The 25,170-nt window shown below is 70.4% G+C and carries 22 protein-coding genes; 10 read left to right on the top strand and 12 right to left on the bottom strand.

The features are described from left to right. Window position 1 precedes the first annotated feature (1 nt). From hypF to G6N56_RS26970, 9 genes are all read left to right on the top strand, one after another. Window positions 2-2,335 carry a carbamoyltransferase HypF gene (hypF, locus tag G6N56_RS27010; protein WP_085256286.1) on the top strand — a complete coding sequence of 778 codons (2,334 nt, stop codon included), beginning with the start codon at window positions 2-4 and terminating at the stop codon, window positions 2,333-2,335. Beyond that, window positions 2,332-3,057, top strand: a complete 726-nt coding sequence (locus tag G6N56_RS27005) for a hydrogenase assembly protein HupF (RefSeq protein WP_085256285.1) — start codon at window positions 2,332-2,334, stop codon at window positions 3,055-3,057. Before hypF ends, G6N56_RS27005 begins: the two co-directional genes overlap by 4 nt. Continuing rightward, window positions 3,057-3,725, top strand: a complete 669-nt coding sequence (locus G6N56_RS27000; protein WP_085256284.1) for a D-sedoheptulose-7-phosphate isomerase — start codon at window positions 3,057-3,059, stop codon at window positions 3,723-3,725. Before G6N56_RS27005 ends, G6N56_RS27000 begins: the two co-directional genes overlap by 1 nt. Continuing rightward, window positions 3,722-4,834, top strand: a complete 1,113-nt coding sequence (hypE, locus tag G6N56_RS26995) for a hydrogenase expression/formation protein HypE (RefSeq protein WP_085256283.1) — start codon at window positions 3,722-3,724, stop codon at window positions 4,832-4,834. The genes G6N56_RS27000 and hypE overlap by 4 nt, the downstream gene beginning before the upstream one ends. A gap of 204 nt (window positions 4,835-5,038) precedes the next feature. Continuing rightward, window positions 5,039-5,311 carry a HypC/HybG/HupF family hydrogenase formation chaperone gene (locus G6N56_RS26990; protein ID WP_085256282.1) on the top strand — a complete coding sequence of 91 codons (273 nt, stop codon included), beginning with the start codon at window positions 5,039-5,041 and terminating at the stop codon, window positions 5,309-5,311. 16 nt (window positions 5,312-5,327) lie between these two features. Next, window positions 5,328-6,467, top strand: coding sequence for a hydrogenase formation protein HypD (gene hypD, locus G6N56_RS26985; RefSeq protein WP_085256281.1), 1,140 nt, complete (start codon window positions 5,328-5,330; stop codon window positions 6,465-6,467). Then, the gene (locus tag G6N56_RS26980) at window positions 6,464-7,207 is read left to right on the top strand and encodes a DUF6390 family protein (RefSeq protein ID WP_264020456.1); all 744 of its coding nucleotides are present in this window, start codon (window positions 6,464-6,466) and stop codon (window positions 7,205-7,207) included. The genes hypD and G6N56_RS26980 overlap by 4 nt, the downstream gene beginning before the upstream one ends. Window positions 7,208-7,226: 19 nt before the next feature. Next, a complete protein-coding gene (locus tag G6N56_RS26975; RefSeq protein WP_085256321.1) occupies window positions 7,227-8,345 on the top strand; it encodes an alkaline phosphatase family protein in 1,119 nt (372 codons plus the stop codon). A gap of 529 nt (window positions 8,346-8,874) precedes the next feature. Beyond that, complete coding sequence (locus G6N56_RS26970; protein WP_085256280.1) at window positions 8,875-10,095, top strand: PPE family protein; 1,221 nt, start codon at window positions 8,875-8,877, stop codon at window positions 10,093-10,095. Here G6N56_RS26970 and G6N56_RS26965 read toward each other — a convergent pair. After that, window positions 10,031-10,492, bottom strand: a complete 462-nt coding sequence (locus G6N56_RS26965) for an aromatic amino acid lyase (protein ID WP_197746646.1) — start codon at window positions 10,490-10,492, stop codon at window positions 10,031-10,033. The two genes, G6N56_RS26970 and G6N56_RS26965, sit on opposite strands and share 65 nt — an antisense overlap. A 750-nt stretch (window positions 10,493-11,242) precedes the next feature. Here G6N56_RS26965 and G6N56_RS26960 point away from each other — a divergent pair. Continuing rightward, window positions 11,243-12,127 (top strand): PPE family protein, encoded by an 885-nt coding sequence (locus G6N56_RS26960; RefSeq protein ID WP_085256279.1) that lies wholly within the window; start codon window positions 11,243-11,245, stop codon window positions 12,125-12,127. Window positions 12,128-12,134: 7 nt separating this feature from the next. Here the strand turns inward: G6N56_RS26960 and G6N56_RS26955 are convergent, their stop codons facing one another. The 11 genes from G6N56_RS26955 to G6N56_RS26905 form a co-directional block, all read right to left on the bottom strand. Then, the gene (locus tag G6N56_RS26955) at window positions 12,135-12,911 is read right to left on the bottom strand and encodes a 3-oxoacyl-ACP reductase (protein ID WP_163645178.1); all 777 of its coding nucleotides are present in this window, start codon (window positions 12,909-12,911) and stop codon (window positions 12,135-12,137) included. Beyond that, window positions 12,908-14,272: an aldehyde dehydrogenase family protein gene (locus G6N56_RS26950; protein ID WP_085256277.1), complete on the bottom strand. Its 1,365-nt coding sequence runs from the start codon at window positions 14,270-14,272 to the stop codon at window positions 12,908-12,910. Before G6N56_RS26950 ends, G6N56_RS26955 begins: the two co-directional genes overlap by 4 nt. After that, entirely contained in the window at window positions 14,269-15,015 is a 747-nt protein-coding gene (locus G6N56_RS26945; RefSeq protein WP_085256276.1) for a gamma-glutamyl-gamma-aminobutyrate hydrolase family protein, read from the bottom strand. Before G6N56_RS26945 ends, G6N56_RS26950 begins: the two co-directional genes overlap by 4 nt. Then, window positions 15,002-16,324: a glutamine synthetase family protein gene (locus G6N56_RS26940; protein ID WP_408632718.1), complete on the bottom strand. Its 1,323-nt coding sequence runs from the start codon at window positions 16,322-16,324 to the stop codon at window positions 15,002-15,004. Before G6N56_RS26940 ends, G6N56_RS26945 begins: the two co-directional genes overlap by 14 nt. Window positions 16,325-16,398: 74 nt before the next feature. Continuing rightward, the gene (locus G6N56_RS26935) at window positions 16,399-16,950 is read right to left on the bottom strand and encodes an alpha/beta hydrolase (protein WP_085256320.1); all 552 of its coding nucleotides are present in this window, start codon (window positions 16,948-16,950) and stop codon (window positions 16,399-16,401) included. Window positions 16,951-17,066: 116 nt separating this feature from the next. Next, the gene (locus tag G6N56_RS26930) at window positions 17,067-18,569 is read right to left on the bottom strand and encodes a cobyric acid synthase (protein WP_085256274.1); all 1,503 of its coding nucleotides are present in this window, start codon (window positions 18,567-18,569) and stop codon (window positions 17,067-17,069) included. A 79-nt stretch (window positions 18,570-18,648) separates the two neighbouring features. Continuing rightward, complete coding sequence (gene map / locus G6N56_RS26925; RefSeq protein WP_085256273.1) at window positions 18,649-19,506, bottom strand: type I methionyl aminopeptidase; 858 nt, start codon at window positions 19,504-19,506, stop codon at window positions 18,649-18,651. A gap of 47 nt (window positions 19,507-19,553) precedes the next feature. Further along, complete coding sequence (locus G6N56_RS26920) at window positions 19,554-20,138, bottom strand: DUF1707 SHOCT-like domain-containing protein (protein ID WP_085256272.1); 585 nt, start codon at window positions 20,136-20,138, stop codon at window positions 19,554-19,556. 44 nt (window positions 20,139-20,182) lie between these two features. Further along, window positions 20,183-22,012, bottom strand: coding sequence for a penicillin-binding transpeptidase domain-containing protein (locus tag G6N56_RS26915; protein ID WP_085256271.1), 1,830 nt, complete (start codon window positions 22,010-22,012; stop codon window positions 20,183-20,185). 136 nt (window positions 22,013-22,148) lie between these two features. After that, window positions 22,149-23,240: a cupin domain-containing protein gene (locus G6N56_RS26910; protein ID WP_085256270.1), complete on the bottom strand. Its 1,092-nt coding sequence runs from the start codon at window positions 23,238-23,240 to the stop codon at window positions 22,149-22,151. A gap of 152 nt (window positions 23,241-23,392) precedes the next feature. Continuing rightward, a complete protein-coding gene (locus G6N56_RS26905) occupies window positions 23,393-25,048 on the bottom strand; it encodes an alpha-keto acid decarboxylase family protein (protein WP_085256269.1) in 1,656 nt (551 codons plus the stop codon). Between the last annotated feature and the right edge of the window lie 122 nt (window positions 25,049-25,170).

The following is a 25,170-nucleotide window of genomic DNA, read 5'->3' as shown; positions in this document are numbered from 1 at the left end:
CATGACCCGGTCCCCCCTGCTGCTGCGGTCCGACGACATCCGGCGGCGCTTCACCGTGACCGGCGTGGTTCAGGGGGTCGGCTTCCGCCCGTTCGTCCACCGAGTCGCCGGCGAGCTCGGGCTGGCCGGGTTCGTCGGCAACGATTCCGGCGCGGTCTTCCTCGAAGTGCAGGGCGGCCGCGCGCGCATCGACGAGTTCGCCCACCGGCTGCGCTCGCAGGCCCCTCCCCTGGCGCGGATCGACGCCGTCCTGGAAACCGACCTGCCTCTGTGCAGAGAGCGCGGCTTCCGCATCGTGGCGAGCGAGGCGATCGCCGGCGCCACGACGCCCGTACCGCCCGACGTCGCCGTGTGCGACGCCTGCGTCGCCGAGCTGTTCGACCCGCGCGACCGGCGCTACCGGCACCCGTTCGTCACCTGCACCAACTGCGGGCCCCGGTTCACGATCATCCGCGGGTTGCCGTACGACCGGCCCGCCACCACCATGTCGGCGTTCGTGATGTGCGAGCGCTGCGCCGCCGAGTACGACGACCCCGCGGACCGCCGGTTCCACGCGCAGCCGATCGCCTGCCCCGACTGCGGGCCGTCGCTGTGGTTCTCGTCGGCGGCCGGGCGCGTGCGCGGCTCGGACGCGGCGCTGACCGCGGCACAGCGCGCCCTCGCGGGGGGCGCGGTGGTCGCCATCAAGGGAATCGGCGGTTACCACCTGGCCTGCACCGTCGACGACGACGCCGCCGTCCGCACACTCCGGAGGCGAAAGGCGCGGGGCGCCAAGCCGTTCGCCGTGCTGGTGCGCGACCTCGACGTCGCGCGCCGGTACGCCGATGTCGGTGACACGGAGGCGGTGGTGCTGTCCAGCTCGGCCCGCCCGATCGTGCTGTTGCGCCGGCGCCCCGGGGCGCCCGTCGCAGACGGTGTGGCACCCGACAGCCCGCTGCTGGGCCTGATGCTGCCGTACTCCCCCCTGCACCATCTGCTGCTGGCGCCCGTGCCACACAGCCACGAACGGGCTCCCGACGCGCTGGTGCTCACCAGCGCCAACCGCTCCGACGAGCCCATCTGTTTTACGAACGACGATGTCGCCGAACGGCTTCCGGCACTGTGCGATGCGGTCCTCGACCACGACCGACCGATCCACGTGCCCTGTGACGATTCGGTGGTGCGCGTGGTGGACGGCGACGAGCTGCCGATCCGCCGATCCCGCGGCTATGCCCCGCTACCCGTCGATCTCGGGACGCCCGGCCCGGCGGTGCTCGCCGTGGGCGGCGAACTGAAGAACACGTTCTGCCTCACCGACGGACCGCGGGCGTACCTGTCCGGCCACATCGGCGACATAGCCAGCTGGGAGACGCTGCGCGCGTTCGAGCGCGCCGTGGGCCAGCTCACCGAAATCCGCGGCCCGGCGACCCGATTGGCCGCCGACCTGCACCCGGGGTACCACACCCGCGAGTGGGCCGAGCGCCGCGCCGGCGGCCGGCCGCTGGACCTGATCCAGCACCATCACGCGCACGTCGTGGCGCTGCTGGCCGAGCACGGACGCGTTGGCGAACCCATCGTCGGCGTCTCCTTCGACGGCACCGGTTACGGGTGCGACCAAACGATCTGGGGCGGCGAGATCCTCACCCTCGGTCCCGACAGCCACCGTTTCGTCCGCGCCGCCCACCTGTTGCCGGTGCCGCTGCCGGGCGGTGACGCCGCGGTGCGCAACCCGTGGCGGATGGCTCTATCCCAGCTGTGGAACGCCGGCCTGGGCTGGTCGCCGGACCTCGCCCCGGTCGCGGCGGCGACTCGAAGCGAATTGCGGCTCGTCCGTTCGCAATTGGACAGCGGGACCGGATGCGTGCCGTGCTCGAGCATGGGCCGGCTGTTCGACGCCGTCGCCTCGCTGCTGGACGTGCGGCAGCGGATCGGCTACGAGGGCCAGGCCGCCATCGAACTCGAGGCGCTGGCCGACTCGGCGGGTGAGGGCGCCGGGCCGACGCTGCCGTTGACGGTGCGCGCCGACGGCGTGATCGATCCCGCCACCATGGTGCAGACGATGGTCTCCGCCATGCACGCCGGGACGCCGACCGCGACGCTCGCGGCGGCGTTCCACCACGCCGTCGCCGACGCCGTCGCCGACGTGGCGAGCAACGTGGCCGGCGACGTCCGGCTGGTGGGCCTGACCGGTGGGGTGTTTCAGAATGTGCTGTTGCTGCGAGCCTGCCGAAAGCGGCTGACGGCGGCCGGTTTCGAGGTGCTGACCCACCACACCGTGCCCCCGAACGACGGCGGTCTGGCGCTGGGTCAGGCCGTGATTTCGACGCTGCTCGCACGGGAGGGGGCGCACCCATGATCACCACCGAGGTCGATCGCGGACTGGGCGCGCAACTGGCATCGGATCTGGCCGCGACGGCGTTCACGCTGGCCCGGCGTTTCGCCGCAGGCGCCACCATGTGGTCGATCGCGCCCGGCGCCGAGCCGCACGCGCTGCACATCGCGGTCGAATTCGTGCATCCGGTGATCGTGGGGAAGCGCGCCCTGCCGGCGGTCGCGCTGACCGGGCCTGACCCGGTGGACCTGGCGCGGGTGTCGGCGCGCCCCGGCGACATCGTGATCGCGGTGTCCGGCGCGGACGACCCGCACGTCCGCTCGGTGATGCGCCGCTCCCCCGCCTGGGGCACCACCTCGATCTGGATCGGCAGCGGCGCACGGCCGAAGCCGGGGGCCGCCGACCATGTGCTGTGGCTCGACGACCCGGACCCACGCGTCCCCGCGACCGGGGGCTTCGTGTTGTTCTATCACCTGCTGTGGGAGCTCACCCACGTATGTTTCGAGCATTCCGGGTTGCTCAAACCTGCAGCGCCGCAGAGTGTTTGCATCACATGCGGCGACGAAGGCCGCCTCGGTGAGGTGGTGCGCACAGGTGGCGGGCCGGCCGCGGGAACAGCCACCGTCCGCACCGCGCGCGGCCTCGAGGACGTCGTGACGACGCTCATCGATCCGGTCGCGCCCGCGGATCTGATCGTAGTGCACGCCGGTACGGCGATATCCCGGCTAGACGAGGACGACCTCTGATGGCCGACCAAGAACCGACCAACTTCCTGTACCCGTTCATCGACGCCGAGGAGGACGACCCCACGTCGCTGCTAGCCGACCTCGCCGCATCGGCGCGGGCGAAGGCGGCCGAGAGCCTGGCGCTGCGGCGTTCGACGCTCGAGGCCAACGCCGACCTGCTGGGCCGGGCCGCCAGCGAGATGGCACGCCGCTTCGCGGCGGCCGGCCGGTTGTTCACCTTCGGAAATGGCGGCAGCTGCACCGATTCCACCACGCTGGCCGCGTTGTTCGCCCGACCGTCGGTCGGCACCGGGCTGCCCGCGTGGTCGCTGACCGCCGACCAGGCGATCCTGACCGCGCTCGGCAACGACGTCGGCTTCGAGCTGGTGTTCGCGCGCCAGCTCATCGCGCGGGCGCAGGCCGGCGACATCGCGATCGCGATGTCGACCAGCGGTAATTCACCGAACCTGCTCGCCGGGCTCGCCGAGGCGCGCCGGCGCGGTGTGTACACCGTCGGTTTCGCGGGGTACGACGGCGGCGCGTTCGCGAGCGATCCGAACGTGGACGCCTGCTTCACCGTCCGGTCACAGAGCGTGCACCGCATTCAGGAGTCCCAGGCGCTGCTCGGCTACCAGTTGTGGCTGGCCGTCCACGACCGGCTGGGCGGAAAGGGGTCGGGGGCCGCATGAACAAGCCAGCGGGGGATTACCTGTCGTCGGGTCCGCGGTTCGGCGAGGGCGAGGTGATCGAGCGGATCGAGTCGTTCCGTCGGCGACGCCCGCGGTTGCTCGACGATCACGTGACGCTGGCGCACGGGGCCGGCGGGAAGGCGTCCGCGGCGCTGGTGGATGCGGTGTTCGTGGAGGCGCTGCGCAACCCGTTGCTGGAGGCCCTGGGCGACGGCGCTGTGCTGAGCCTGCCCGGCGGGGACCGTCTGGCGATGTCGACAGATTCGTTCGTGGTGCAGCCCAGGCGTTTTCCGGGCGGATCGGTGGGAGAGCTCGCCGTGAACGGAACCTGCAACGATCTCGCCATGACCGGGGCGGTGCCGTCCTGGATCTCCGCGGCGTTCGTGCTCGAAGAGGGGTTCCCGATCGCCGAATTGAAGGAGATCGTGGCCGACATGGCCACCGCGGCGGCGGTGGCCGGCGTGCAGATCGTCACCGGGGACACCAAGGTGGTGCCCAGGGGCGCGGCCGACGGGGTGTTCATCACCACCACCGGTGCGGGCGTCATTCCCGCGGGCCGCGCCCTGTCGGCGGGGGCGGTGCGTCCCGGGGACCGGGTGCTGCTGTCGGGGTCGATAGGCGAGCACGGCATGGCGGTCATGCTGGCGCGCGGGGATCTGGCCATCGAGGCCGACATCGCCTCGGACACCGCCTCGCTCAGCCCGCTGGTGGAAGCGCTGCTGGCCGCCGCCCCCTCGACCCGCTGGCTGCGTGACGCGACCCGCGGCGGGGTGGGCACGGTGTGCAACGAACTCGCGCAGTCCTGCGGCCTGGGAGTCCTGCTGGAAGAGGATCGACTTCCCGTCGCGCCCATGGTCAACGGGGCGTGCGAGTTGCTCGGCATCGACCCGCTGTATGTGGCGAACGAGGGCAAGTTCGTCGCCGTCGTCGCACCGCACGAGGCCGAGGCGGGCCTGGCCGCGTTGCGGTCGCACCCCTTGGGGGCCCAGGCCGCCGAGGTGGGGCAGATCGTGGCCGAGCCGGCCGAAAGTGTGTTTTTGCGAACCGGATTCGGCGGCACGCGCATCGTCGACATGCTCGTCGGGGACCCGCTGCCGAGAATCTGCTGAGGAGAGGGGCGATCGCAAGCGCGGCGAAGCCGGGCGCGGCGGGTCGCCACCAGAAAGGAGAGGGGCGATCGCAAGCGCGGCGAAGCCGGGCGCGGCGGGTCGCCACCAGAAAGGAGAGGGGCAATCGCAAGCGCGGCGAAGCCGGGCGCTGGGGACCCCGCGGAGCTGGGGACGGGTCGCCACCAGAAAGGAGAGGGGTCGAAGATGTGTTTGGGGATTCCGGCCCGGGTCGTCGAGATCACCGACCCGGCGAACTATTTGGCGAAGGTTGACGTCAGCGGCGTGCAGCGCACCATCAGCGTGCGGCTGCTCGAGGACGACCTACCCGCCCCCGACGACTGGGTGCTGGTCCACGTCGGGTTTGCGATGGCCAAGATCGACGAAACCGAGGCCCTGCTGACCCTGGCCGCCATCAAGAAGCTCGGCGACGCCTACACCACCGAGATGGAAGCCTTCGACACCTCGTCGATCGTTTGACTAGGGGGGACCACCAATGAAATTCGTTGACGAATTCCGCGACCCGGCCGCGGCCCGCAAACTGCTGACCGCGATCGAGCACCTGGCCGGTGACGACGCCGAACCGTTCAAGTTCATGGAGGTGTGCGGCGGGCACACCCACACCATCTACCGGCACGGCATCGAACACCTGCTGCCCACCAACGTCGAACTGGTGCACGGCCCGGGCTGTCCGGTGTGCGTGATCCCGATGGGCCGCATCGACGACGCCATGTGGTTGGCGGGACAACAAGACGTGGTCTTCACCTGCTTCGGCGACATGATGCGCGTGCCCGGCTCGGCTGGCAGCCTGCTCGACGCCAAGGCCGAGGGCGCCGACGTGCGATTCGTCTACTCCCCGCTGGACGCGCTGAAGATCGCCGTCGACAACCCCGGGAAACACGTGGTGTTCTTCGCGATCGGGTTCGAGACTACCGCCCCCTCGACGGCCGTCACGCTGGTGCGCGCCCGCGACCTCGGCGTCACCAACTTCAGCGTCTTCTGCAACCACGTGACGATCGTGCCGCCGATCAAGGCCATCCTGGAATCACCCGACCTGCGCCTGTCCGGGTTCATCGGCCCCGGTCACGTCTCCACCGTCGTCGGCAACCGGCCCTACCGCTTCGTGCCGCGGGTGTACCGAAAGCCGTTGGTGGTGGCAGGTTTCGAGCCGCTCGACATCCTCGCGGCCGTGGCGATGCTGCTCACCCAGATCCGCGAGGGCCGCTGCGAGGTGGAAAACCAGTACAAGAGGGTCGTCCCCGAACACGGCAACCCCGCCGCGCTGGCGCTCATGGGCAAGGTATTCGCGCTGCGCCCCCATTTCGAATGGCGCGGGCTGGGATTCATCTCCCACAGCGCCCTGCGCCTGCACGACGACTTCGCCGACTACGACGCCGAACTGCGGTTCGCCATGCCCGGGGTGCGGGTCGCCGACCCGAAGGCCTGCCAATGCGGCGAGGTCCTCAAGGGCGTGCTCAAGCCCTGGGAATGCAAGGTGTTCGGCACCGCATGCACCCCCGAGACCCCGATCGGCACCTGCATGGTGTCCCCCGAGGGCGCGTGCGCGGCGTACTACAACTTCGGACGGCTGAACCGTCAAAATATCCCAGCGGCCAAGCTCGTGGCCCACACTTGACCACCGCGCCGGACACCCGCGGCGCGGACATGTTCGCGCGCTACGCCTACGCCCCCAACGCGCTGGGGTACTGCGGTCCCCCGCTCGGGGCCACCCTGCGCGACGGCTCGGTCGACGAGGTGCGCAGGGCCGCAGCCGGATTCAGCGGGGCCTGGCCCTACCTGCGGGTGCTGGCGAACCTGACCGGCATCGCCGACCCGCTGGACCGTCGGCTGGTCGAATCCTATTGGCTCGGCGGCGGAATCGGCGCCACCCTCGACCCATACGACTTCTACCGGGGCCTGCTCGACATCATCGGACCCCAGGCCGGCCACTACTGGACCCACCTGACCCCCGACCTGGCCACCGAGGCGGCCGGTAACCACAGCTTCCACGTGTTCGGCGTGTATCCCTGGACGCGGTTTTTGGGCCGGGGCATGGACGAGCACCCCCTCAGGGTGCTCGAAAACTGCCGGATCGGTTGGGGCACGGTGTTATCCGTCACCAGCGACCGCGTCGAGGTGTCGTGTCGCCGGCTGGTGTGGGCCGGTGGGGCGCTGTCGCTCTCCGGGCCGTCGGCGCGGGTGCTCGACATCTGGGCCGACGGCTACAGCGCCGTGCCCGACGTGGCGCCCGGCGATCGGGTCGCGCTGCACTGGGGCCGGTTGTGCGGCCGGCTGTCGGTGGCGCAGGCCCGCGCGCTTGCCGACAGCACCGATCGCCAGCTGCGCGTCACGAGTGAACGGCTCGCGCACGTCTAGCCGTGTCACACTGGCGGTCGTGCCCGGTTCACTGTGCGACGTGCTGCCCGCCGCGGCCGCGCTGCTCGGCGCCCCGGAGGCGCCGGACCGGCTGGCGCTGGCCGACCGCGTCGACGCCGACCGGGTGGATCGCGTCGGCGTCGTGCTGGTCGACGGGATGGGCTGGCACCTGTTGCCCGAGCTCGCCGGCAGCGCGCCGCTGCTGGCCTCGGTACTGGCCGGTGAGACGGGGCAGCTGCTCGAGCTGGCCTGCACTTTCCCCTCGACCACGCCGACCAGCCTGGTTTCCCTGGGCACCGGCACGCGGCCCGGCGAGCACGGAATCCTGGGGTTCACCGTCAACGTCCCGGGCACCGACCGGGTGCTCAACCACATCCGCTGGCGCGACGACCCGCCCCACGACGCGTGGCAGCCGCTCCCCACGTGGTTTCAGCGGCTCCGGCGGAACGGGACGAGCGCCCGCGTCGTGCTCCCGGAATGGTTCATCGGCAGCGGGCTGACCGATGCCGCGTATCGGGGCGCGGAGTTCCGCCCGACCGCGGCGATCGACGACTACGTCCAACGGTTCTCCGACGAGCTGCGCGCGGCGCCCGGCCTGGTCTACGGCTACACCGCCGACCTGGATACAGCCGCCCACGTGGCCGGCATCGGCTCGCCGCCGTGGCACGAGGCGGCCGCCCGGGCGGACACGCTGCTGGCCCGGCTCGTCGAGTCACTGCCCCCGACCGCGACGCTGCTGGTGACCGCCGACCACGGCGGCCTCAACGTCCCCGAGACCGCGCGTTTCGACCTCGACGCCGATGCCCGGCTGAGCGCGGGCGTGCGGGTGGTCGCCGGCGAACCACGGGTCCGCTACCTGCACACCGCGCCGGGCGCCGCCGCGGACGTGCAGGCCGCCTGGACCGAGGTGCTGGGCACGGCCGCGGAGGTCTACGTCCGCGACGAGGCCGTGGCCACCGGGGTTTTCGGCCCGGTGACGCCGACGAACCTGCCTCGGATCGGTGACGTCGTCGTGGTGTGCACCGGCGACGCCGCGGTGCTGGCCACCGAGCACGAACCACCGGAAGCCGCGCGGCTCATCGGTTTTCACGGCGCGGCCAGCCCGGCCGAGATGGCCATACCGCTGATCGTGTTCTGAGCCCCTTCGTGGACCCCGTCACTCCTGCAAATTAGTCGCAATTACTGTTGCAAATTGATTGCATGAACGTAGGCGGGTCGTTACCGTCGAGATACGGCGAACTCGAGTTTCCGAGACTGAGGGGATGCCAGATGGGCGATCGGCAGCGCGGGCGGCGTGGGCGGCATCCGCCGTCGCCGGTCGGGTGGCCGATCTCAGGACGCCAATCTGCTTGCGCGAGTATCCCGCTCGGCGCGTACCGCACGCCTCGATCACCACCGCGCCCGAATCGGGATTGATAGATTGAGCCGGCGGCGGCCGGCCGACATAGCGCCGCCTATCCACTTCATGCTGCGTGAAAATCATTGCAGCAGAACGCCTTACCCGCGCGATTCGGTCAGCGCCAACGCGCGTCACTGGCGTGCGCCCACTTCCGCGGCGCGCGGGCCCAGAACCCCACCGAATTGGAGCCGTCCATGCCGCCCGTCCCCACCCTACCCGAAAACTCGTCCGCCGCAGTCTCACCCGCGAGCGGAGGGGCCTGAATCCGATGGACTACGCAACGCTTCCGCCGGAAGTCAACTCCGCACGCATGTACACCGGCCCGGGCTCCGCCGCGATGCTCGCGGCCGCGACGGCCTGGGACGGCTTGGCGGTCGAGTTGTCGACTGCCGCCTCGAATTACGGCTCGACGATCGCCGACTTGACCGGCGGCGCCTGGCGGGGTCCGGCCTCGACATCGATGGCGGCGGCCGCCGCGCCGTACGTCACGTGGATGAGCACCACCGCCGCGCGCGCCACTCAGACCGCGGGCCAGGCCCGGCTGGCCGCCGCGGCCTACGAGGCCGCGTTCGCCATGACGGTGCCCCCGCCGCTCATCGCCGCCAACCGCGCGCAGCTCGCGTCGCTGGTCGCCACGAACCTCCTGGGACAGAACACCCCGGCGATCGCGGCGACCGAGGCGCACTACGCCGAGATGTGGGCCCACGACGCCGCCGCGATGTACGGCTACGCGGGCTCGTCGGCCGCCGCAACGGCATTGAGCCCGTTCACCGGGGCACCGGCCACCACCAGCGGTGACGGCGCCGCCCCGGCCGAAGCCGCGGGAGCGCAGGCGTCGCTGTCACAGCTGATGTCGGCACTGCCGAACGCGATACAAGGGCTCGCGCTGCCCGGGCTTCCGGGGGCAGGGTGGACGGCGGGCCTGGACGACGTGGCGAGTTGGCTCGGACTGGGCGGGGCCGACTTCTCCACCCCGGCGGGAATCCTCAACTTCCTGCTCGGAACCGACGGGTCGCCGCTGGGCGGTGCGTTCAGCAGCATCGGCTTGAACGCCCTGTCCTCCGGCTTCTACACACCCGGTAACTTCGTGGGCACACTGGCCGATGCCCTGAGCCTGCAGGGCTCCGGCGCGGCCGCCGAAGCCGCGGGGGATGCCGCTGACGCCGCCGGGGAGGCGGCGGGAGCCGCGGGCAGCGGACTCGGCAACGCGGTGGGAGGCCTCGGTGGCGCAATGTCGGCGGGCGTCGGCAACGCCGCCTCGATCGGGCCGCTGTCGGTGCCGCCCGCGTGGACCGCGGCGGCCGAGCCGATGGGCGCGCCCGCCGCGCCGCTCCCGACCGCCGGAGTGGGCCCGGTACCGGCTACGTCAGGCCTGGCGAACACGCTCGGCGGCGTGCCGCTGGCCGGCCCGTCCGGACGCGGGGTCAGCGACATTCCCCGCTATGGGTTCCGGCCCACCATGGTGACGCACCCACCGGCAGCCGGGTGAGCCCGGGTGGGCGGTACGCGGCCCCGACCCGGGGTTGACCGTGAGAAGCGGATTCGACGACACTGCCGCTGCCGATGACCGTGTCAGGGCATTCGCGGCGGCCGGACCCCTTGAATCCATGGTTCAGGCCGAACTCCGGATGTCCCTCCGGATAGGTGACAACCAGGTTGGGGCCGAGGCCCCTGTTGTATTTCACGTCGACAACCGACGCGAGCTGTCTGTCCAACAGGTCCGCGACGCTTGCTACCGCGGCGTTGAGCGAGTCCATTGCCAGAGCGACGTACCCACCAGAAAAACTCCCGTCGGAAAGCACCTGGGCCGATTCGGGATCCAGCAACGGGTTATCCGTGCTCGAATTGACTTCGGTTTCCAGCCGTTGCGAGACCCAAGCCAGCACATCTCACAGAACTCCGATGAAATGTGGCGCACAACGAATCGAACCTTCGGGCAGCCCGCGGCGCCCCGTCCCGCCGGCGCGGACGCCGTGCGCCGTCTCACCGTCCAGTCGGTGCACACCGGACTTTGATCGTTTTCACAGCTTGCTTCGGTTGCCTCCCAAGGAGAGAGTTGTACAGTCAGCCAGCGTGAGGTGGTGGGACGCCGGTAGGGCACGGCGGTGTCGGCCCGTCATCGCGGCCGCCGCGGTCCTCGGCGTATTCGTTGCGCTGATCGCGGGATCGGCCCTGCGACCGCAGTTTTCGGCGGCCGCGCCGCCGGAACCGGCGGCCTGGTCGCACGCACCCGGCGGCGCCGCCGCACCGCACGCCGCGCCACGGACGGACGCCGCAGTCGCTCAGGCTTTCTCGCACCAGTACGCACCCGCCGGCAAGAAGCCGTTCCACAGCATGTGGATGACGCGGGACCGCCCGACGTCGTGGTCCCGCGTGTCACTACCGTGGTCCCGGGCCCCAGTGTTAGCTCCTGCCAACGCCGTTGAGCCACCCGGGCGCCACCCCGGCACCTCCGCGCCCGGACACGCCGGCATGAACCTCGTCCGGCTCTGCGTCGCGCGCTGCTGATCGTTCGGCGCCAGGCCCCGCGTGCTAGATCACACGGCCGTTCGTGAACGGGGCCTGTAACCCATGCGTCTATGACTTGAAGAGTCCGTTCTGGCGAACGGCTCGTAGCGCGTTAGGCAGGCATCACGATGAATTTTGCATTGCTACCGCCCGAGACCAACTCCGGGCGGCTATACGACGGGCCGGGTTCGCAGTCGCTGACCGAGGCCGCCGCCGCCTGGCGTCGACTGTCCCGGCGGCTGTGGACCGCGGCGGCGGACTACGCGACGGGGGCCGCGAGGCTTCCGGCCGAGCGCTCGGCGCCCGCACACGCCGCGGCGGCCGTCAAGTGGCTGCGCGCCGCCGCCGCGAGCGCCGAAGACGCGGCACACGGCGCCGCGGCGGCGGCACGGGCCCACGACACCGCGTTGACGGTGACGGTGCCCCCGCCGGCGATCGAGGCGAACCGGGCGCGGCGAAAGTCGCTGGCGGCGGCCAACGTTCTGGGTCAGGCCAGCCCGGCCGTCGCGGCCGCCGACGGCGACTACGACAGCATGTGGGTGTGCAACGCGCGGGCCATGTGCGCCTACGCCCGCGCCTCCGCCGCGGCTTCGGTGCTGACGCCGTTCGCCTTGCCCCCCGCACCCGCCTGCCAGGCCCCGACCCCCCGCACCTGGGCCGTGATGTCCGCACCCGACGTCGTATCCACGGGCCGGCGGGTCATGGCGGGCATCCCCGAAGCGTTGCGCGCGCTCGGTCGGTCACCGCTGACGACGATCGACGTGCCCCTGGCGTCGGCGACACCGGCCCTGTCGAGGCTGAGCTCGTTGAGCGCGCCGTCGGGAACCGCGATCAGTAGGCTCAACGCGCTCAACAAAGCGGCCGCCCTGCGCTACCTCTTGCCCGGCAAGGGCCGGGCCCCGGCGGTCAACGCCGGGCTGGGTCGCGCCTGCAAGCTCGGGGCGCTGTCGGTGCCGCGCGTCTGGTCTGCGGCGGCCACGCCGCTCCCGTTGTATCGCGGGACCGTCGCCTAGGGCCCGTTCAGAGCGGGGTGACGTACGCCGAGCTGATGCCGCCGTCGACCAGAAAGGTCGAGGCGGTGATGAACGAGGCGTCGTCGCTGGCCAAAAATGCGACGGCCGCGGCGATTTCGCCCGGCTCGGCGAAACGCCCGACCGGCACGTGCACCAGCCGACGGGCGGCCCGCTCGGGATCCTTGGCGAACAGCTCCTGCAGCAGCGGGGTGTTGACCGGCCCGGGGCACAGCGCGTTGACCCGGATGCCCTGCCGCGCGAACTGCACGCCCAGCTCGCGCGACATCGCCAGCACCCCGCCCTTGGAGGCGGTATAGGAGATCTGCGAGGTCGCCGACCCCAGCACCGCGACGAACGACGCCGTGTTGATGATCGAACCCCTGCCGGCGGGGACCATGTGCCGCAGCGCCGCCCGGCAGCACAGGTACACCGACTTGAGGTTGACGTCCTGAACCCGTTGCCAGGCCGGCAGTTCGGTGTTCTCGATCAGGTCGTCGTCGGGAGGCGAGATACCGGCGTTGTTGAACGCGATGTCGACAGCACCGTACGTCGCGGCGGCGGTGTCGAACAGCGCGTTGACCGCGCCCTCGTCGGACACGTCCGTGCGCACGAACAGCCCCGACAGCTCCTCGGCGGCCGCGTCCCCGGCGTCGGCGTCGGTGTCGCCGACGACGATCCTCGCCCCCTCGGCCCGCATTCGCCGGGCCGCCGCCAGCCCGATGCCGCCGCCGCCACCGGTGACGACGGCCACCCGCCCCGCCAGCCGCTGGGTCAGGTCCATCACGCCTCCTTCACGGCGATGAAGACGTTCTTGGTCTCGGTGAATTGCAGTGGGGCGTCGGGGCCGAGCTCGCGGCCCAGCCCGGACTGCTTGAAGCCGCCGAACGGGGTGTTGTAGCGGACCGACGAGTGCGAGTTGACCGAGAGGTTGCCGGATTCGACGGCCCGCGACACCCGCAGCGCGCGGGAAAGGTCGTCGGTCCAGATGGATCCCGACAGGCCATAAGGGGTGTCGTTGGCCAGCGCGACGGCGTCGTGCTCGTCGTCGAACGCCAGCACCGTCACCACCGGACCGAAGATCTCGTCGGTGACGGCGCGGTCGGTGCGCGGAGGCGTCAAAACGGTTGGGGCGAACCAGAATCCTGGGCCGGACGGTGCCGAGCCGCAGAACGCGACGGGCGCGCCGTCGGGCACGTAGGAGGCGACCTTGTCGCGGTGCGCGGCCGAGACCAGCGGGCCCATCTCGGTGTCACGCGAGCCGGGGTCACCGACGACGACCCCGCGGACCGCCGGCTCGAGCAGCTCCATGAATCGGTCGTACACGGTGCGCTGCACCAGGATCCGGCTGCGGGCACAGCAGTCCTGCCCGGCGTTGTCGAACACACCGGCCGGAGCGGTCGCCGCCGCTTGCTCGAGGTCGCAGTCGGCGAACACGATGTTGGCGCTCTTGCCGCCCAGCTCCAGCGTCACCCGCTTGACGTGCGCGGCCGCGCCGGTCATCACCTGTTTGCCGACCCGCGTAGAGCCGGTGAACACGATCTTGCGGACGCCCGGATGCGTGACGAACCGCTCGCCGACCACGGCGCCCTCGCCGGGCAGCACCTGCAGGAGGTCTTGATCCAGCCCGGACTCGACCGCCAGCTCACCGAGCCGCAGCGTGGTCAGCGGCGTCCACTCGGCGGGCTTGACCAGCACGGCGTTGCCCGCGGCCAGGGCCGGCGCGATGCCCCAGGATGCGATGACCATCGGAAAGTTCCACGGCGTGATCACCCCGACGACGCCCAGCGGTTCGTTGAAGGTGACATCGATCCCACCGGCGACCGGAATCTGGTTGCCGGACAGGCGTTCCGGCGTCGCGGCGTAGAACTGCAGGACATCGCGGACCTGGCGCGCCTCCGCTTCGGCCGACGCGATCGGGTGCCCGGAGTTGGCGACCTCGAGGGCGGCCAGTTCGCCGATGTGGGCGTCGACGGCGGCGGCGAAAGCCCGCAGCGCCTCGGCGCGCTGTGCCGGGGCCAGCCGCGCCCAGCGCCGCTGGGCCTCGGCGGCCCGCCGCACCGCATCGTCGACGCCGGACGCGTCGACGTGCTCGATCGAGCGCAGCACTTCCCCGGTTGCCGGGTTGACCAGTTGCGCGGAGCTCATCGGCCGTCCGCGTACGCCCGCGCCGCCTCGACGATCGCCGAAAACAGCCGCAGATCGTCCAACCGCTCCTCCGGGTGCCACTGCACGGCGACCGCGAACGCGTCGCCCGGCACCTCGAGCGCTTCGACCACGCCGTCGGCGTCCCACGCACCGACGACCAGGCCCTCGCCGACCTTCGCGACCGCTTGATGGTGATAACAGCTCGCCTCGACCGACTCCCCCAGCAGCGCGGCCAGCCGCGTTCCGGCGACCGTACGCACCCGCAGCGACGTGAAGACGGCATTGCCCGCCCGGTGCCCGGAGTGACCGAGGACATCGGGCAGGTGCTGGTGCAGCGTGCCGCCGAACGCCACGTTCAGGGCCTGGGCGCCGCGGCAGATGCCCAGCACTGGCAGCCCCCGCCGCAGCGCCCCGCGCAGCAGCGCGAACTCCCACGCGTCACGCAGCGGAGCGGGCTCGTCGGTGTCCGGGTGGGGCGCCTGACCGTAGGCCGCGGGGTCGATGTCCTTGCCGCCGGTGATCACCAGGCCGTCGAGGCGGTCGAGCACCCGGTCGGCGACGGCCTGGTCGACCGGCTGCGGGGGCAGCAGCACCGCGATGCCGCCGGCGCGGGTGACGCCCTGAAAGTAGTTGGCGGGAAGCAGGCCCGCGCAGATGTCCCAGGCGCCCATCTGCGCGCGGTCGAGGTAGGTGGTCAGGCCGACGACCGGGCCGCCACCATCAGAGCTGCTACAGCCGTTCAAAACCCCGCATCCTCTCCCAGTCGGTGACCGTCGCGTTGAACGCCGCCACCTCCACGCGCGCGTTGTTCAGGTAGTGCGCGACGACGTCGTCGCCGAAGGCCTGCCGTGCCAGCGTGGACCCTTCGAACAAGGCCGCCGCCTCGGCCAGCGTGGCGGGCAGCCGCTCGACACCGGTCGCCCCGTAGGCGTTACCCGGGTACGGCTCGGGCGCTTCCAATCCCTGTTCGACACCGTACAGGCCCCCCGCGATCAGCGCCGCCACCGCCAGGTAGGGGTTGACGTCGCCGCCGGGGACCCGGCATTCGACGCGGATGTTGCGCCCGTGCCCGACGACGCGGAGGGCGCAGGTGCGGTTGTCCAGGCCCCAGGCGATGGCGGTGGGCGCGAAGCTGCCGTCGGCGAATCGCTTGTAGGAGTTGATGTTCGGGGCGTGGAACAGGGTGAGCTCGGGCAGCGTGGCCAGCAGGCCGGCGACGAAACTGCAGAAGATCCCCGACATGCCGTTCGGGCGGTCGCGGTCGAAGAACGCCGAGCCGTCCGGACCGCGCAGCGACAGGTGGATGTGGCAGCTGTTGCCTTCGCGCTCATCGTATTTCGCCATGAAGGTCAGGCTCTTGCCGTGCTGGTCGGCGATCTCCTTGGCGCCGTTCTTGTAGATGGTGTGGTTGTCGCAGGTGATTAGCGCCTCGTCGTAGCGGAAGCCGATTTCCTGCTGGCCTCTGTTGCATTCGCCTTTGACGGCCTCGAACTGCAGGCCGGCGCCCTGCATTCCCTGCCGGATGTCGCGCAGCAGCGGCTCCATGCGCGACGAGGCGAGCACCGCGTAGTCGATGTTGTAGTCGCTGGCCGGGGTCAGGCCCCGGTAGCCGGCGGCCCACGCCTGGCGATACGGCTCGTCGAACACCATGAATTCGAGTTCGGTCGCGAGGTCGGCGGTGAGCCCCCGCTCGGCCAGCCGGTCGAGTTGCCGCCGCAGGACGGCGCGCGGCGCCACGGCCACCGGGCTGCCGTCGGCCCATGCCAGGTCGGCGATCACCAGCGCGGTCGCGGGCAGCCAGGGCACGAGCCGGAGGGTGAACAGGTCCGGCGTCATCACCATGTCGCCGTAGCCGGTCTCCCAGCTCGACATCGCGTAACCCGCGACGGTGTTCATTTCGACGTCGACGGCGAGCAGATAGTTGCAGCATTCGGCGCCGTGCGCGGCGACCTCGTCGACGAAAAGCCGGGCCGAGACCCGCTTCCCGACCAGCCTGCCCTGCATGTCGGCGAACGCGACGATGACGGTGTCGACCTCGCCGATGCCCACCATCTGGTCCAGCGCGCCCAGCGACAGCGGGGCGCCGGCACTCTCCTCACGAGCCATGACGGCTAGTCAACCAGGAACTACCAGGTGCTGGCGCGCAACACGATCTCGGCGGCCAGCTGCGCCGTCGACTCCTGCACGGTGCGACGCCCGAGGTCCACCACGCGGTACTCGGCGTAGACGAACCGCTGGCTGTCGCGGGCGACCGCCCGCGCGGCCGGGGAGCTGACCAGCACCGTGGTGCCGACTTCGACCGGCGGGCACTGGTCGTCCGCGACCGCGCCGGCGGGGCCGGGAACGCGGGGATGTCCCCGGTCGATCGCCACGAGCCCGACGAACCGGCCCAGCCTGGTCGCCGCGACCTCCCAGGCCAGCCCGGCACCGGCGCGGTCGCCGACGATCACGGCCCAGCCGATCCCCAGGGCGTCGAGGATGCCGACCACCGACTTCGCGGTGAGGCGAGGGTCGAAACCCACGACGACAGTCCGCAGCGACGCGGTGTGCAGGCGCTCGCATACCGCGTCATACGCGGCGGGGGCCCGCTGCTCGTCACCCAGGAACAGGACGACGACGCCTTTCTCCGGACCCGTAACGGCTACTGGGACGGGGAAACCGTCGAGTGTCGTCATCATCGAGGTCACTCACGCACGCTACAACCAATCCGTCCGCGTGCGCGAGGTGCCCTCCACATCGATGCGCTTACCGCCCGCCGGGGCGGGCGTGGTGCGGCCGTCGACCGGTCAACGCCTCAGTGGTGCAACGACGTTGACAGGCGTGGCCGTTGCGGTGGCGGACCGTCGAGCAGCCCGAGGACGGCGTCGAGGTCCAGGTGGGACGCCAACAGGTCGGCAATCACGTCGAGTTGCGCGTCGCGCCGAACCGCGACGTCGGTGTCAGGGGCGACCACGAAGCCGCGCCGCCCGGCTGCCGCCGCGACGCGGGTCAGCCACCCGCGGCGGAACACGTCATTGTCGAGCAGGCCGTGCCAATGGGTGCCGAAGACGGCGCCGCGCGCGACGCCCTGCGGCTCGGAGTCGGCCACGAACCATGTCTCCTCGTCGCATCGTGCGACTTGCCCGTGATGGATCTCGTACCCGGTGAGCGGCCGCTGCCAGCGGCGCAGCGTCTTAACCGCGCGGAAGGCGATGTCGGCGTCGAGTAGGCCCAACCCGGCAACCTCCTCACGCCCGGATTCCACCGGGTCGTCGATGCGGCGGCACAGCATCTGGAATCCCCCGCAGATGCCGAGCACCGGCCGGTCGGCCCGCGCGTGCCGGGCAATCGCGCCCGCCAGTCCCCGCTCGTGCAGCCACTCCAGGTCGACGACGGTCGCCTTACTGCCGGGCAGGACGATCAGGTCCGCGTCGGCCAGGTCGGCGGGGTCGGTCACCCACCGCACCAGCACCCCCGGTTCGCAGGCCAGCGCCTCGACGTCGGTGGAGTTGGAGATCCGGGGCAACCGGACGGCGGCCACGCGCAACCATTCGCTGCCACGCGGCGGCGCGGGCGTCCCCACCACGCGGCGTGGGACCACCGACAGCGAGTCCTCGGCGTCGAGCCACAGTTCGTCGGCGTAGGGCAGCACACCGTACGTCGGGCGCCCGGTCATGACCCCCAGCTGGTCCAGCCCGGGCGCCAGCAACGCCGGGTCGCCGCGGAACTTGTTGACGACGAAGCCGGCGATGAGTGCCTGGTCCTCGGGGTCGAGCACGGCGACGGTGCCGAACAGGTGGGCCAGCAGGCCGCCGCGGTCGATGTCACCGACCAGCAGCACCGGCAGGTTCGCGGCCCGGGCCAGGCCCATGTTGGCCAGATCCGTTGCCCGTAGATTGATTTCGGCCGGTGAGCCGGCCCCCTCGCAGACCACCGCATCGAACTCTTCGCGCAGGCGCGCGAGGTCGTCCGCCACGATGCCGGCGAGCCGGTCTCGGTGCCGCACATAGTCGGCGGCGGTAACCGATTCCGCGACGCAGCCCCGGATGACCAGCTGCGACGCCCGGTCGCTGCCCGGCTTGAGCAGGATCGGGTTGAATCGGACACTGGGTTCGAGTCCCGCCGCCCGCGCCTGGATCGCCTGGGCCCGGCCGATCTCGCCGCCCTCGACGGTCACCACGGAGTTGTTGGACATGTTCTGCGCCTTGAACGGCGCGACCCGGGCCCCGCCGCGGGCCAACAGCCGGCACAGCCCGGCCACCACGACGGATTTCCCGGCGTCGGAGCTGGTGCCGGCGACCAGCAGCGCCCCGCTCACCGATCCATGGTCACCAGACACCAAATCGCATGGTTTCCGCCCGGAAAGTGCGGTTCTGTGTCTGCTCGCGAGGAAAAGGTCATGGCAGGGTGAGGATTTCGGCGCCGGTTTCGGTGACCAGCAGCGTGTGCTCGAACTGGGCGGTCCACTTGCGGTCTTTGGTGACCACGGTCCAGCCGTCGTCCCAGATCTCGTAGTCCAGGCCGCCGAGGTTGATCATCGGCTCGATGGTGAACGTCATGCCCGGCTGCATGATGGTCGACACCGACGGCTGGTCGTAGTGCAGCACGACCAGGCCGTTGTGGAAGGTGGTGCCGATGCCGTGGCCGGTGAAGTCGCGAACCACGTTGTAGCCGAAGCGGTTCGCATAGGCCTCGATGACCCGGCCGACGACCGAGAGCGCGCGGCCGGGTTTGACCGCGTTGATCGCACGCATCGTCGCCTCGCGCGTGCGCTCGACGAGCAGCCGGTGTTCCTCGGAGACGTCGCCGGCGAGAAAGGTCGCGTTGGTGTCGCCGTGCACCCCGTCGATGTACGCGGTGACGTCGATGTTGACAATGTCTCCGTCTTCGACGACCGTCGAGTCGGGGATGCCGTGGCAGATCACCTCGTTGAGCGACGTGCAGCACGACTTCGGGTAGCCCTTGTAGCCCAGCGTCGACGGGTAGGCGCCGTGGTCGACCATGTATTCGTGCGCGATCCGGTCCAGCTCGTCGGTGGTCACCCCGGGAGCGACGGCTTTGCCGGCCTCGGCCAGCGCGCCGGCCGCGATCCGGCCGGCGACGCGCATCTTCTCGATGACCTCCGGCGTCTGCACCCAGGGCTCGCTCCCTTCCTGGGCCGTCGGCTTGCCGACGTATTCGGGGCGCGGGATGCTGGCGGGCACCGGCAGGGTCGGGGACAACACTCCGGGCGAGAGGGCGGTGCGGGCGGGCATGCTGCCAGCTTAATCGCCGGTGCGCTCCAACCCCGCTGCCGCGGCCGTCAAGCCCTGCGACGGCGCAGCGGCGAGCGGCGGGGTCCGCGGATGACTACCGACCCGCAGACCACCCGGCCGGTCAGCACCACGTGCGGCCGCCCCTCCCCCGGCGCGTCTTTGCGGCGGTCGCTGGCGCTGCCCCCGTACACCTCGACGTCGTCGATCGAGGCGCTGGCGCCCGCGGGCAGCCGGACGTGCACCGAGCCGAACCGCATGTCGAGCTCGATCACCACCACGGGCCCGGCGAACCGGGCCTTGGTCAGGTCGAGGTCGACCGAGCCCAGACGGCGTACCAGGGCCAACCGTGTCGGCACGGTCCACTCCCCGTGGCGCTTCAGCGAGCCGGCCCACCCGCGCAGCTCCACCCGGTCGGCCGCGGAGGTGACGATGGCGCCGGGCCCGGGCAAGTCGTCGACGACCCCGTCCAGCTCGCCTCGAGTGCGCGCGTAGGAGACCCGCGACGAGCGCTGCTCGAACTCATCGATGTCGATCAGCCCGAGCGCGACCGCGTTGTGCAATCGCCGCATGGTGCCGTTGCGGTCGGCGTCGGAGACGCGCAACGTCACCATGTCCCCGCCGGCATCCGTCATGTTCGCAATTTACCGCCCGGGGGAACGAACGCGCCTCGAACGAGCTAGGCCAGGTAGCCCGGCGGCATGGCCTCGAACATGAACTTCGTCATCCGCACCGCCCACTCCGAGCTGCCGCCCCCCACGATCAGCGAGGCGAACGCCAGGTCGCCGCGGTATCCGGCAAACCAGGAGTGCGAGCCGCCCGGGAACTCGGCCTCGCCCGTCTTCCCGTAGACCTCGCCGCAGCCGGCGATCTCCTTGGCCGTCCCGTTGGTCACCACCAGCCGCATCATCGGACGCAGCGCGTCGACCATCTTGGGCGAGATGGGGGTGTTGTCACCGTCGACCGTCGTCGCGTGCCCCGCGATGAGCTGCGGCACGGGCGTCCTGCCTGCGGCGACGGTGGCCGCCACCAACGCCATGCCGAAAGGGCTGGCCAGCACCTTGCCCTGGCCGAAGCCGTCCTCGGTGCGCTCGGCCAGGTCCACCGTCGGCGGCACCGACCCGGTGACCGTGGTGATCCCGTCCACCGTGTAGTCCAGCCCAATGCCGTACTGGGAGGCCGTCTGCGTCAGGCCGCGCGGCGGCATCTTGCTGCTCAGCTCGGCGAACGTGGTGTTGCAGGAGCTGGCGAACGCCCGTGACATCGACACGACGCCGAGGTCGAAGCCGCCGTAGTTGGGGATGGTGCGATGACCGATGTCAAGATGGCCCGGGCAGCCCAGCATCGAGTTGGGCGTGGCCATGTCGCGGTCGACGGCCGCCCCGGCGGTGATCATCTTGAACGTCGACCCCGGCGGGAAGAGGCCGTTGGCCGCGGGTAGACCGTCGGCGTCGGCCCCGCCGTTCTGGGCGATCGCCAGGATCTCCCCCGTCGACGGCTTGATCACGACGATCATCGCCTTGCCGCCCTTGTTGTCCACCGCGCGCTGAGCGGCGTTCTGCACCACCCGGTCCAGGGTGATCGACACCGACGGCGCGGGCGCGCCCTCCACCTCGTGCAGCACCGCGACGTCGACGCCGTTCTGGTTGACGCTGACCACCCGCCAGCCGGCCTGGCCGTCGAGCTGGTCGATCACGGCCTTCTTCACCGCGGCGACGACGGCCGGTGCGAAGCGCGGATCGCTCGGCAACATGTCGGCGATGGGTGTGACGACGACGCCGGGCAGTTTCCCGATCAGCGGGAAGACCTTGTCGTTGTCGTCGGGCTTGAGTGTCACCCCCAGGTCCACCGGCTGCGTCGCCGAGCTGGCTTGTTCGGCCAGCAGCTGCGGGTCGCCGAGTGCGTTGTTGAAGGGGTGCAGGACGTCCACCACCGCGTGCGCCGTGCCGATCAGGGCCAGGCCCGAGCCGGCCTGGGTGGCGTCCAGCGTGTAGTGGTACAGGTATCCGGGCGCCAGGACATCGCTGCCGCCCAGCTCGTTGACCGAGGCGCGCCGCGGCGGGTCGGACCGCAGCGCGAACGTCTGGTGCTCGCCCAGCTTGGGGTGCAGGCCGTTGGCGGTCCAGCGCACCTCCCATCGGCCCTCGTCGCGCGCCATCCGCAGCTGGCCGTCGTACGCCCAGGTCCGATTCTTGGGCAAATGCCAAGTGAAGCGGTAGCTGACCGTGCCGGTGTCCTCGGCGTACTTGGCGTTGAGGATCTGGGCGTCCAGGTGGGTCGCCTGCAGGCCCGCCCACGCCGCGTTGAGCGCTTCCCGGGCGTCGTTCGGGTTGTCGGAGAGCTGGGCCGCCGTCGCGGTGTCGCCGATCGACAGGGCGTGGAAGAACTTCTCGGCGGCCGGGCCGGGGCCGTCGGGCCGCGGGGTGCACCCCGAGAGCGCGACGACCGCGACGAGGAGCACGCCGGAAACCGCCGACGCGCCTGTTGCCAAAGTGCTTCGTGTTGCCATCGTTACAAATGTTATTGAGGGGCGAGGGGCTACAAGCGCCGACACACCGAGACGCAACCGTTATGTCCACGCACGTAACGCACGTGAGGATGCCGGATGCACCTCTTCCCGCGGCGTCGCGCTTGCCTCCCGGCGCTCACACGGTCCGGTCGGCCGTGCAGCCCTCACCGACGGCCTGGGCGTCGACGGGGTTGACGCGGTTGACAATCAGCGGGTCGGCTTTGGTGAACGGCAATTCTGGGAGGTCGTCAATGTGGGTGTTGAACGTCGCCGCGAGGACTTCGCGCGAGTAAGCGCTGACCGACGTCCGGTAGCCGATGTCGCCGGGCGTGGGCTGGTCGAAGAAGATGCAGAAGTGGATGTCGGGTGAGTCGACTACCTCGATGTGGTGCGGGTACGCCCGCGGGATGAAGTACATGTCGCCCCGGCCCAGGTGCCAGGTGTCCAGCGTGCCGTCCGGGTTCATGAGCGTCATGCGGGCATTGCCCTTGTTCACGTAGCCCATCTCCGCGGTGATGGGGTGCCAGTGCGGTTCGCGCATCCCGTCCTCGCGGATGCGCAACGAGTACATCGACAGATCTTTCAGCGCCGGCCAGTACTGCAAGCGGGCCGTGCGGGCGGAGCCGACGGCGATGCTGACCGGCGGGGTCATCGCCTCGACGCCGAATTTGTGGGGATCGTCGTAGTACGCGGTGCTCGGGATCCGCGGCTCACTCCGCCGGCGTGCGAGCTTCCGGTCCTTGGTGTCGCGGCGGACCCCGGCGAAGTCCGCGGCGCTGAGGCCGTACGTATTGCCCAGCACCGCGTCGGTCATGGCGCCGAACGCCGCGCCCAGTCCGAAGTCTTCGGGACGCTCGCTGCTGAACGTGATGATGAATTCGGCGACGTCCTCGCCGACGTTCTCGATGTGGTGCAGCGAACCCGAGTCGACGTGGAACATGTCGCCCGCCGCGACGATGAACGAAGCGAACCTGCTCCCGGTGTCCAGCACGGAGACCAGCGCGGTGCCCGAGACACAGTAGGTGAGTTCGTTGGCGTTGGCATGCCAGTGCGGGGTGCGCATGGCATCCGGGTTGATCAGCAGCCGCTTGATGGAGAGCCCCTTGAGGACCGGCAGATCGTCGACGGTGATCCGCCGCATCGACCCGAGGTCGGATTCCTCGACGATCTCACCCTCCCACAGCGACGCGGCATGAATGCGGGAAGCGCTATTGCCGGTGCGAGTCATCGAACGGTCCTTTCCGGTGCGGGGAGGTTCGCCCGGACCTGGTCCGTGCGAGCGCGGCTGGTGTTGCTTTGAGCCGCCATTGCGGGTCCGCGGTGCCGTCGGTGGCAAGACGATGGCCACGCGGGCGGCCTTCCGAGGGTGTAGGCAGGCCGTCAGCCGGCGTGATACAGGGTCTTGGTGCTGTCGTGCAGCTTCTTCGCCAGCGGCGGGGCCTCGTCGGCGTCGGTGACGACTTCGATGTAGGCGGCGCGCTCGCCGTCACCTGCCGTGGTCAACGCCGCCTCAAATTCGCCGACGTTCGTCACGCGTGCTGTGAACCAGCCGTCGCAGCCCAACGCGTGCGGCAATTCGGTGTAGTTCCAGGGCGCGACGTCGTTATAGGCGATGTCGGGATCTGCGCAAAGTAGCCGTTCGATCAGGTAGCCATTGTTGTTGAGCACGAATATGACGGGGCGCAAACCGAGCCGGTGAAACTGGCCGATCTCCTGTGCCGTCAACTGGTGCGAGCCTTCCCCCGTGATGAGCACAACCCTTCGGTCAGGTGCGGCGACGGCCGCGCCGAGAGCCGCCGGCGTCGCCCACCCGATGGCGCCCCACAAGGACTGGTTGTGGAAACGCGCCCCGCGTGGCAGCCGGGAAAACGCCAAACCCATAGAGCTGGTGCCGGTTTCCGCGAGCACGATGTCGCCCGGTCTCACGAAGCCTTCCCACCGCGGGTACAGCGCCTCCGCAGTGATCGGATCACCCTGCGAAGCCGGCGGAGCGGTCAAGGATTCCGGTCGCATCCCGTTGTGCGCGTGCGGCTTCAAGTCACGGGCGATTAGCTCCCGGAGCAGATCCGCCATCTCGACGTCGTGGAAGACGGCCGGCCCTACTTTCGTGCGGTGCAACCCGATGTCGATCAAGCGCCCAGGGTCCAGTCGTGCGGTGAATGCCCCGGTATTGAAGTCGGTTTGCATGGTACCGATGGCGATCACCACGTCCGCCGATTCGACGAATTCCCGCACCGACTCGTCCATGAGGTGGCCGTCGTACATCCCGATGTAGTTCGGGTGATCTTCATCGATGACCGACTTGTCGGCGAACATGGTCGCAAACGGCAACCCTGTCTTTTCGATGAACGCCACGGCCGAGTCGCTGATGCCCAGGCGGTCGAGCAGGAGGCCCGGTAGCGCACAGGCGTTGGCGGCCATGTTCAGGGCGCTCAGCACCGCGTCTGCCGCGGCGGCGAGTGCGCGAGCGTCGCTTGTCGGGATAGCCAGCGGTGCCGACGTGGCAAGCACGGGCTTGTTGACGATATCGGAGGGGAACGCCATGTACACCGGACGACGGTTGTAGAGAGCCTCGGCGATCAAACGCTCGGTCTCGGCAACCGCGTTCGCCGGGCTGATGATCGAACTGGCCCCCACGACGACGTCCGCCATCTTGCGGAACAACCCGAATTCGCCGTCACCCAACGTGTGGTGCACGAGTGCGCGGTCGGCCTGCGCGGCGAGGCTGGGCATGCCGGTCAGGTGAAAGACCGGCAAATGCTCGGCGTAGGAGCCCGCCACCGCACTGATCGCACCGAGTTCGCCGACGCCGTAGGTGGTGCTGAGGGCGCCCACGCCCCGAACCCGGGCATATCCGTCGGCTGCATAACCGGCGTTGAGTTCGTTGCAGCATCCGATCCAGTTGATGTCGGGATGGGCCACGATGGCGTCCTGTATGGGAAACGCGAAATCGCCGGGCACGCCGAAGATGTCAGTGACGCCGATCTCGTGCAGCCGCCCCAGGACGTACTCGATGACGGCAGGGGGTCCGACCATGGTCGTGCACCTTTCGTTCGACAAACCCGGCATCAGCGGCCCGCCGGCGCGACGGCCGCAACCAGAGCCAATCAGCGCCGTGGTCTGCGCGGACCCGTACAAACCACCGGCTTTCGTCCTGC

It is taken from the genome of Mycobacterium saskatchewanense, from assembly GCF_010729105.1.
In the GTDB taxonomy this organism is placed as follows: Bacteria; Actinomycetota; Actinomycetes; order Mycobacteriales; family Mycobacteriaceae; genus Mycobacterium; species Mycobacterium saskatchewanense.
This window is presented reverse-complemented; position numbering and strand designations above follow the sequence as displayed.

What these genes read in the sequence shown, in the direction of transcription:
- G6N56_RS27005 (WP_085256285.1), top strand. Translation starts at nt 2,332, where the DNA reads ATGATCACCACCGAGGTCGATCGCGGACTGGGCGCGCAACTGGCATCG.
- G6N56_RS26905 (WP_085256269.1), bottom strand. Translation starts at nt 25,048, where the DNA reads ATGGTCGGACCCCCTGCCGTCATCGAGTACGTCCTGGGGCGGCTGCAC.
- G6N56_RS26970 (WP_085256280.1), top strand. Translation starts at nt 8,875, where the DNA reads ATGGACTACGCAACGCTTCCGCCGGAAGTCAACTCCGCACGCATGTAC.
- hypF (WP_085256286.1), top strand. Translation starts at nt 2, where the DNA reads ATGACCCGGTCCCCCCTGCTGCTGCGGTCCGACGACATCCGGCGGCGC.
- hypE (WP_085256283.1), top strand. Translation starts at nt 3,722, where the DNA reads ATGAACAAGCCAGCGGGGGATTACCTGTCGTCGGGTCCGCGGTTCGGC.
- G6N56_RS26935 (WP_085256320.1), bottom strand. Translation starts at nt 16,950, where the DNA reads ATGATGACGACACTCGACGGTTTCCCCGTCCCAGTAGCCGTTACGGGT.
- hypD (WP_085256281.1), top strand. Translation starts at nt 5,328, where the DNA reads ATGAAATTCGTTGACGAATTCCGCGACCCGGCCGCGGCCCGCAAACTG.
- G6N56_RS26960 (WP_085256279.1), top strand. Translation starts at nt 11,243, where the DNA reads ATGAATTTTGCATTGCTACCGCCCGAGACCAACTCCGGGCGGCTATAC.
- G6N56_RS26950 (WP_085256277.1), bottom strand. Translation starts at nt 14,272, where the DNA reads ATGAGCTCCGCGCAACTGGTCAACCCGGCAACCGGGGAAGTGCTGCGC.
- G6N56_RS26915 (WP_085256271.1), bottom strand. Translation starts at nt 22,012, where the DNA reads ATGGCAACACGAAGCACTTTGGCAACAGGCGCGTCGGCGGTTTCCGGC.
- G6N56_RS26940 (WP_408632718.1), bottom strand. Translation starts at nt 16,324, where the DNA reads ATGGTGGGCATCGGCGAGGTCGACACCGTCATCGTCGCGTTCGCCGAC.
- map (WP_085256273.1), bottom strand. Translation starts at nt 19,506, where the DNA reads ATGCCCGCCCGCACCGCCCTCTCGCCCGGAGTGTTGTCCCCGACCCTG.
- G6N56_RS26910 (WP_085256270.1), bottom strand. Translation starts at nt 23,240, where the DNA reads ATGACTCGCACCGGCAATAGCGCTTCCCGCATTCATGCCGCGTCGCTG.
- G6N56_RS26990 (WP_085256282.1), top strand. Translation starts at nt 5,039, where the DNA reads ATGTGTTTGGGGATTCCGGCCCGGGTCGTCGAGATCACCGACCCGGCG.
- G6N56_RS26920 (WP_085256272.1), bottom strand. Translation starts at nt 20,138, where the DNA reads ATGACGGATGCCGGCGGGGACATGGTGACGTTGCGCGTCTCCGACGCC.
- G6N56_RS27000 (WP_085256284.1), top strand. Translation starts at nt 3,057, where the DNA reads ATGGCCGACCAAGAACCGACCAACTTCCTGTACCCGTTCATCGACGCC.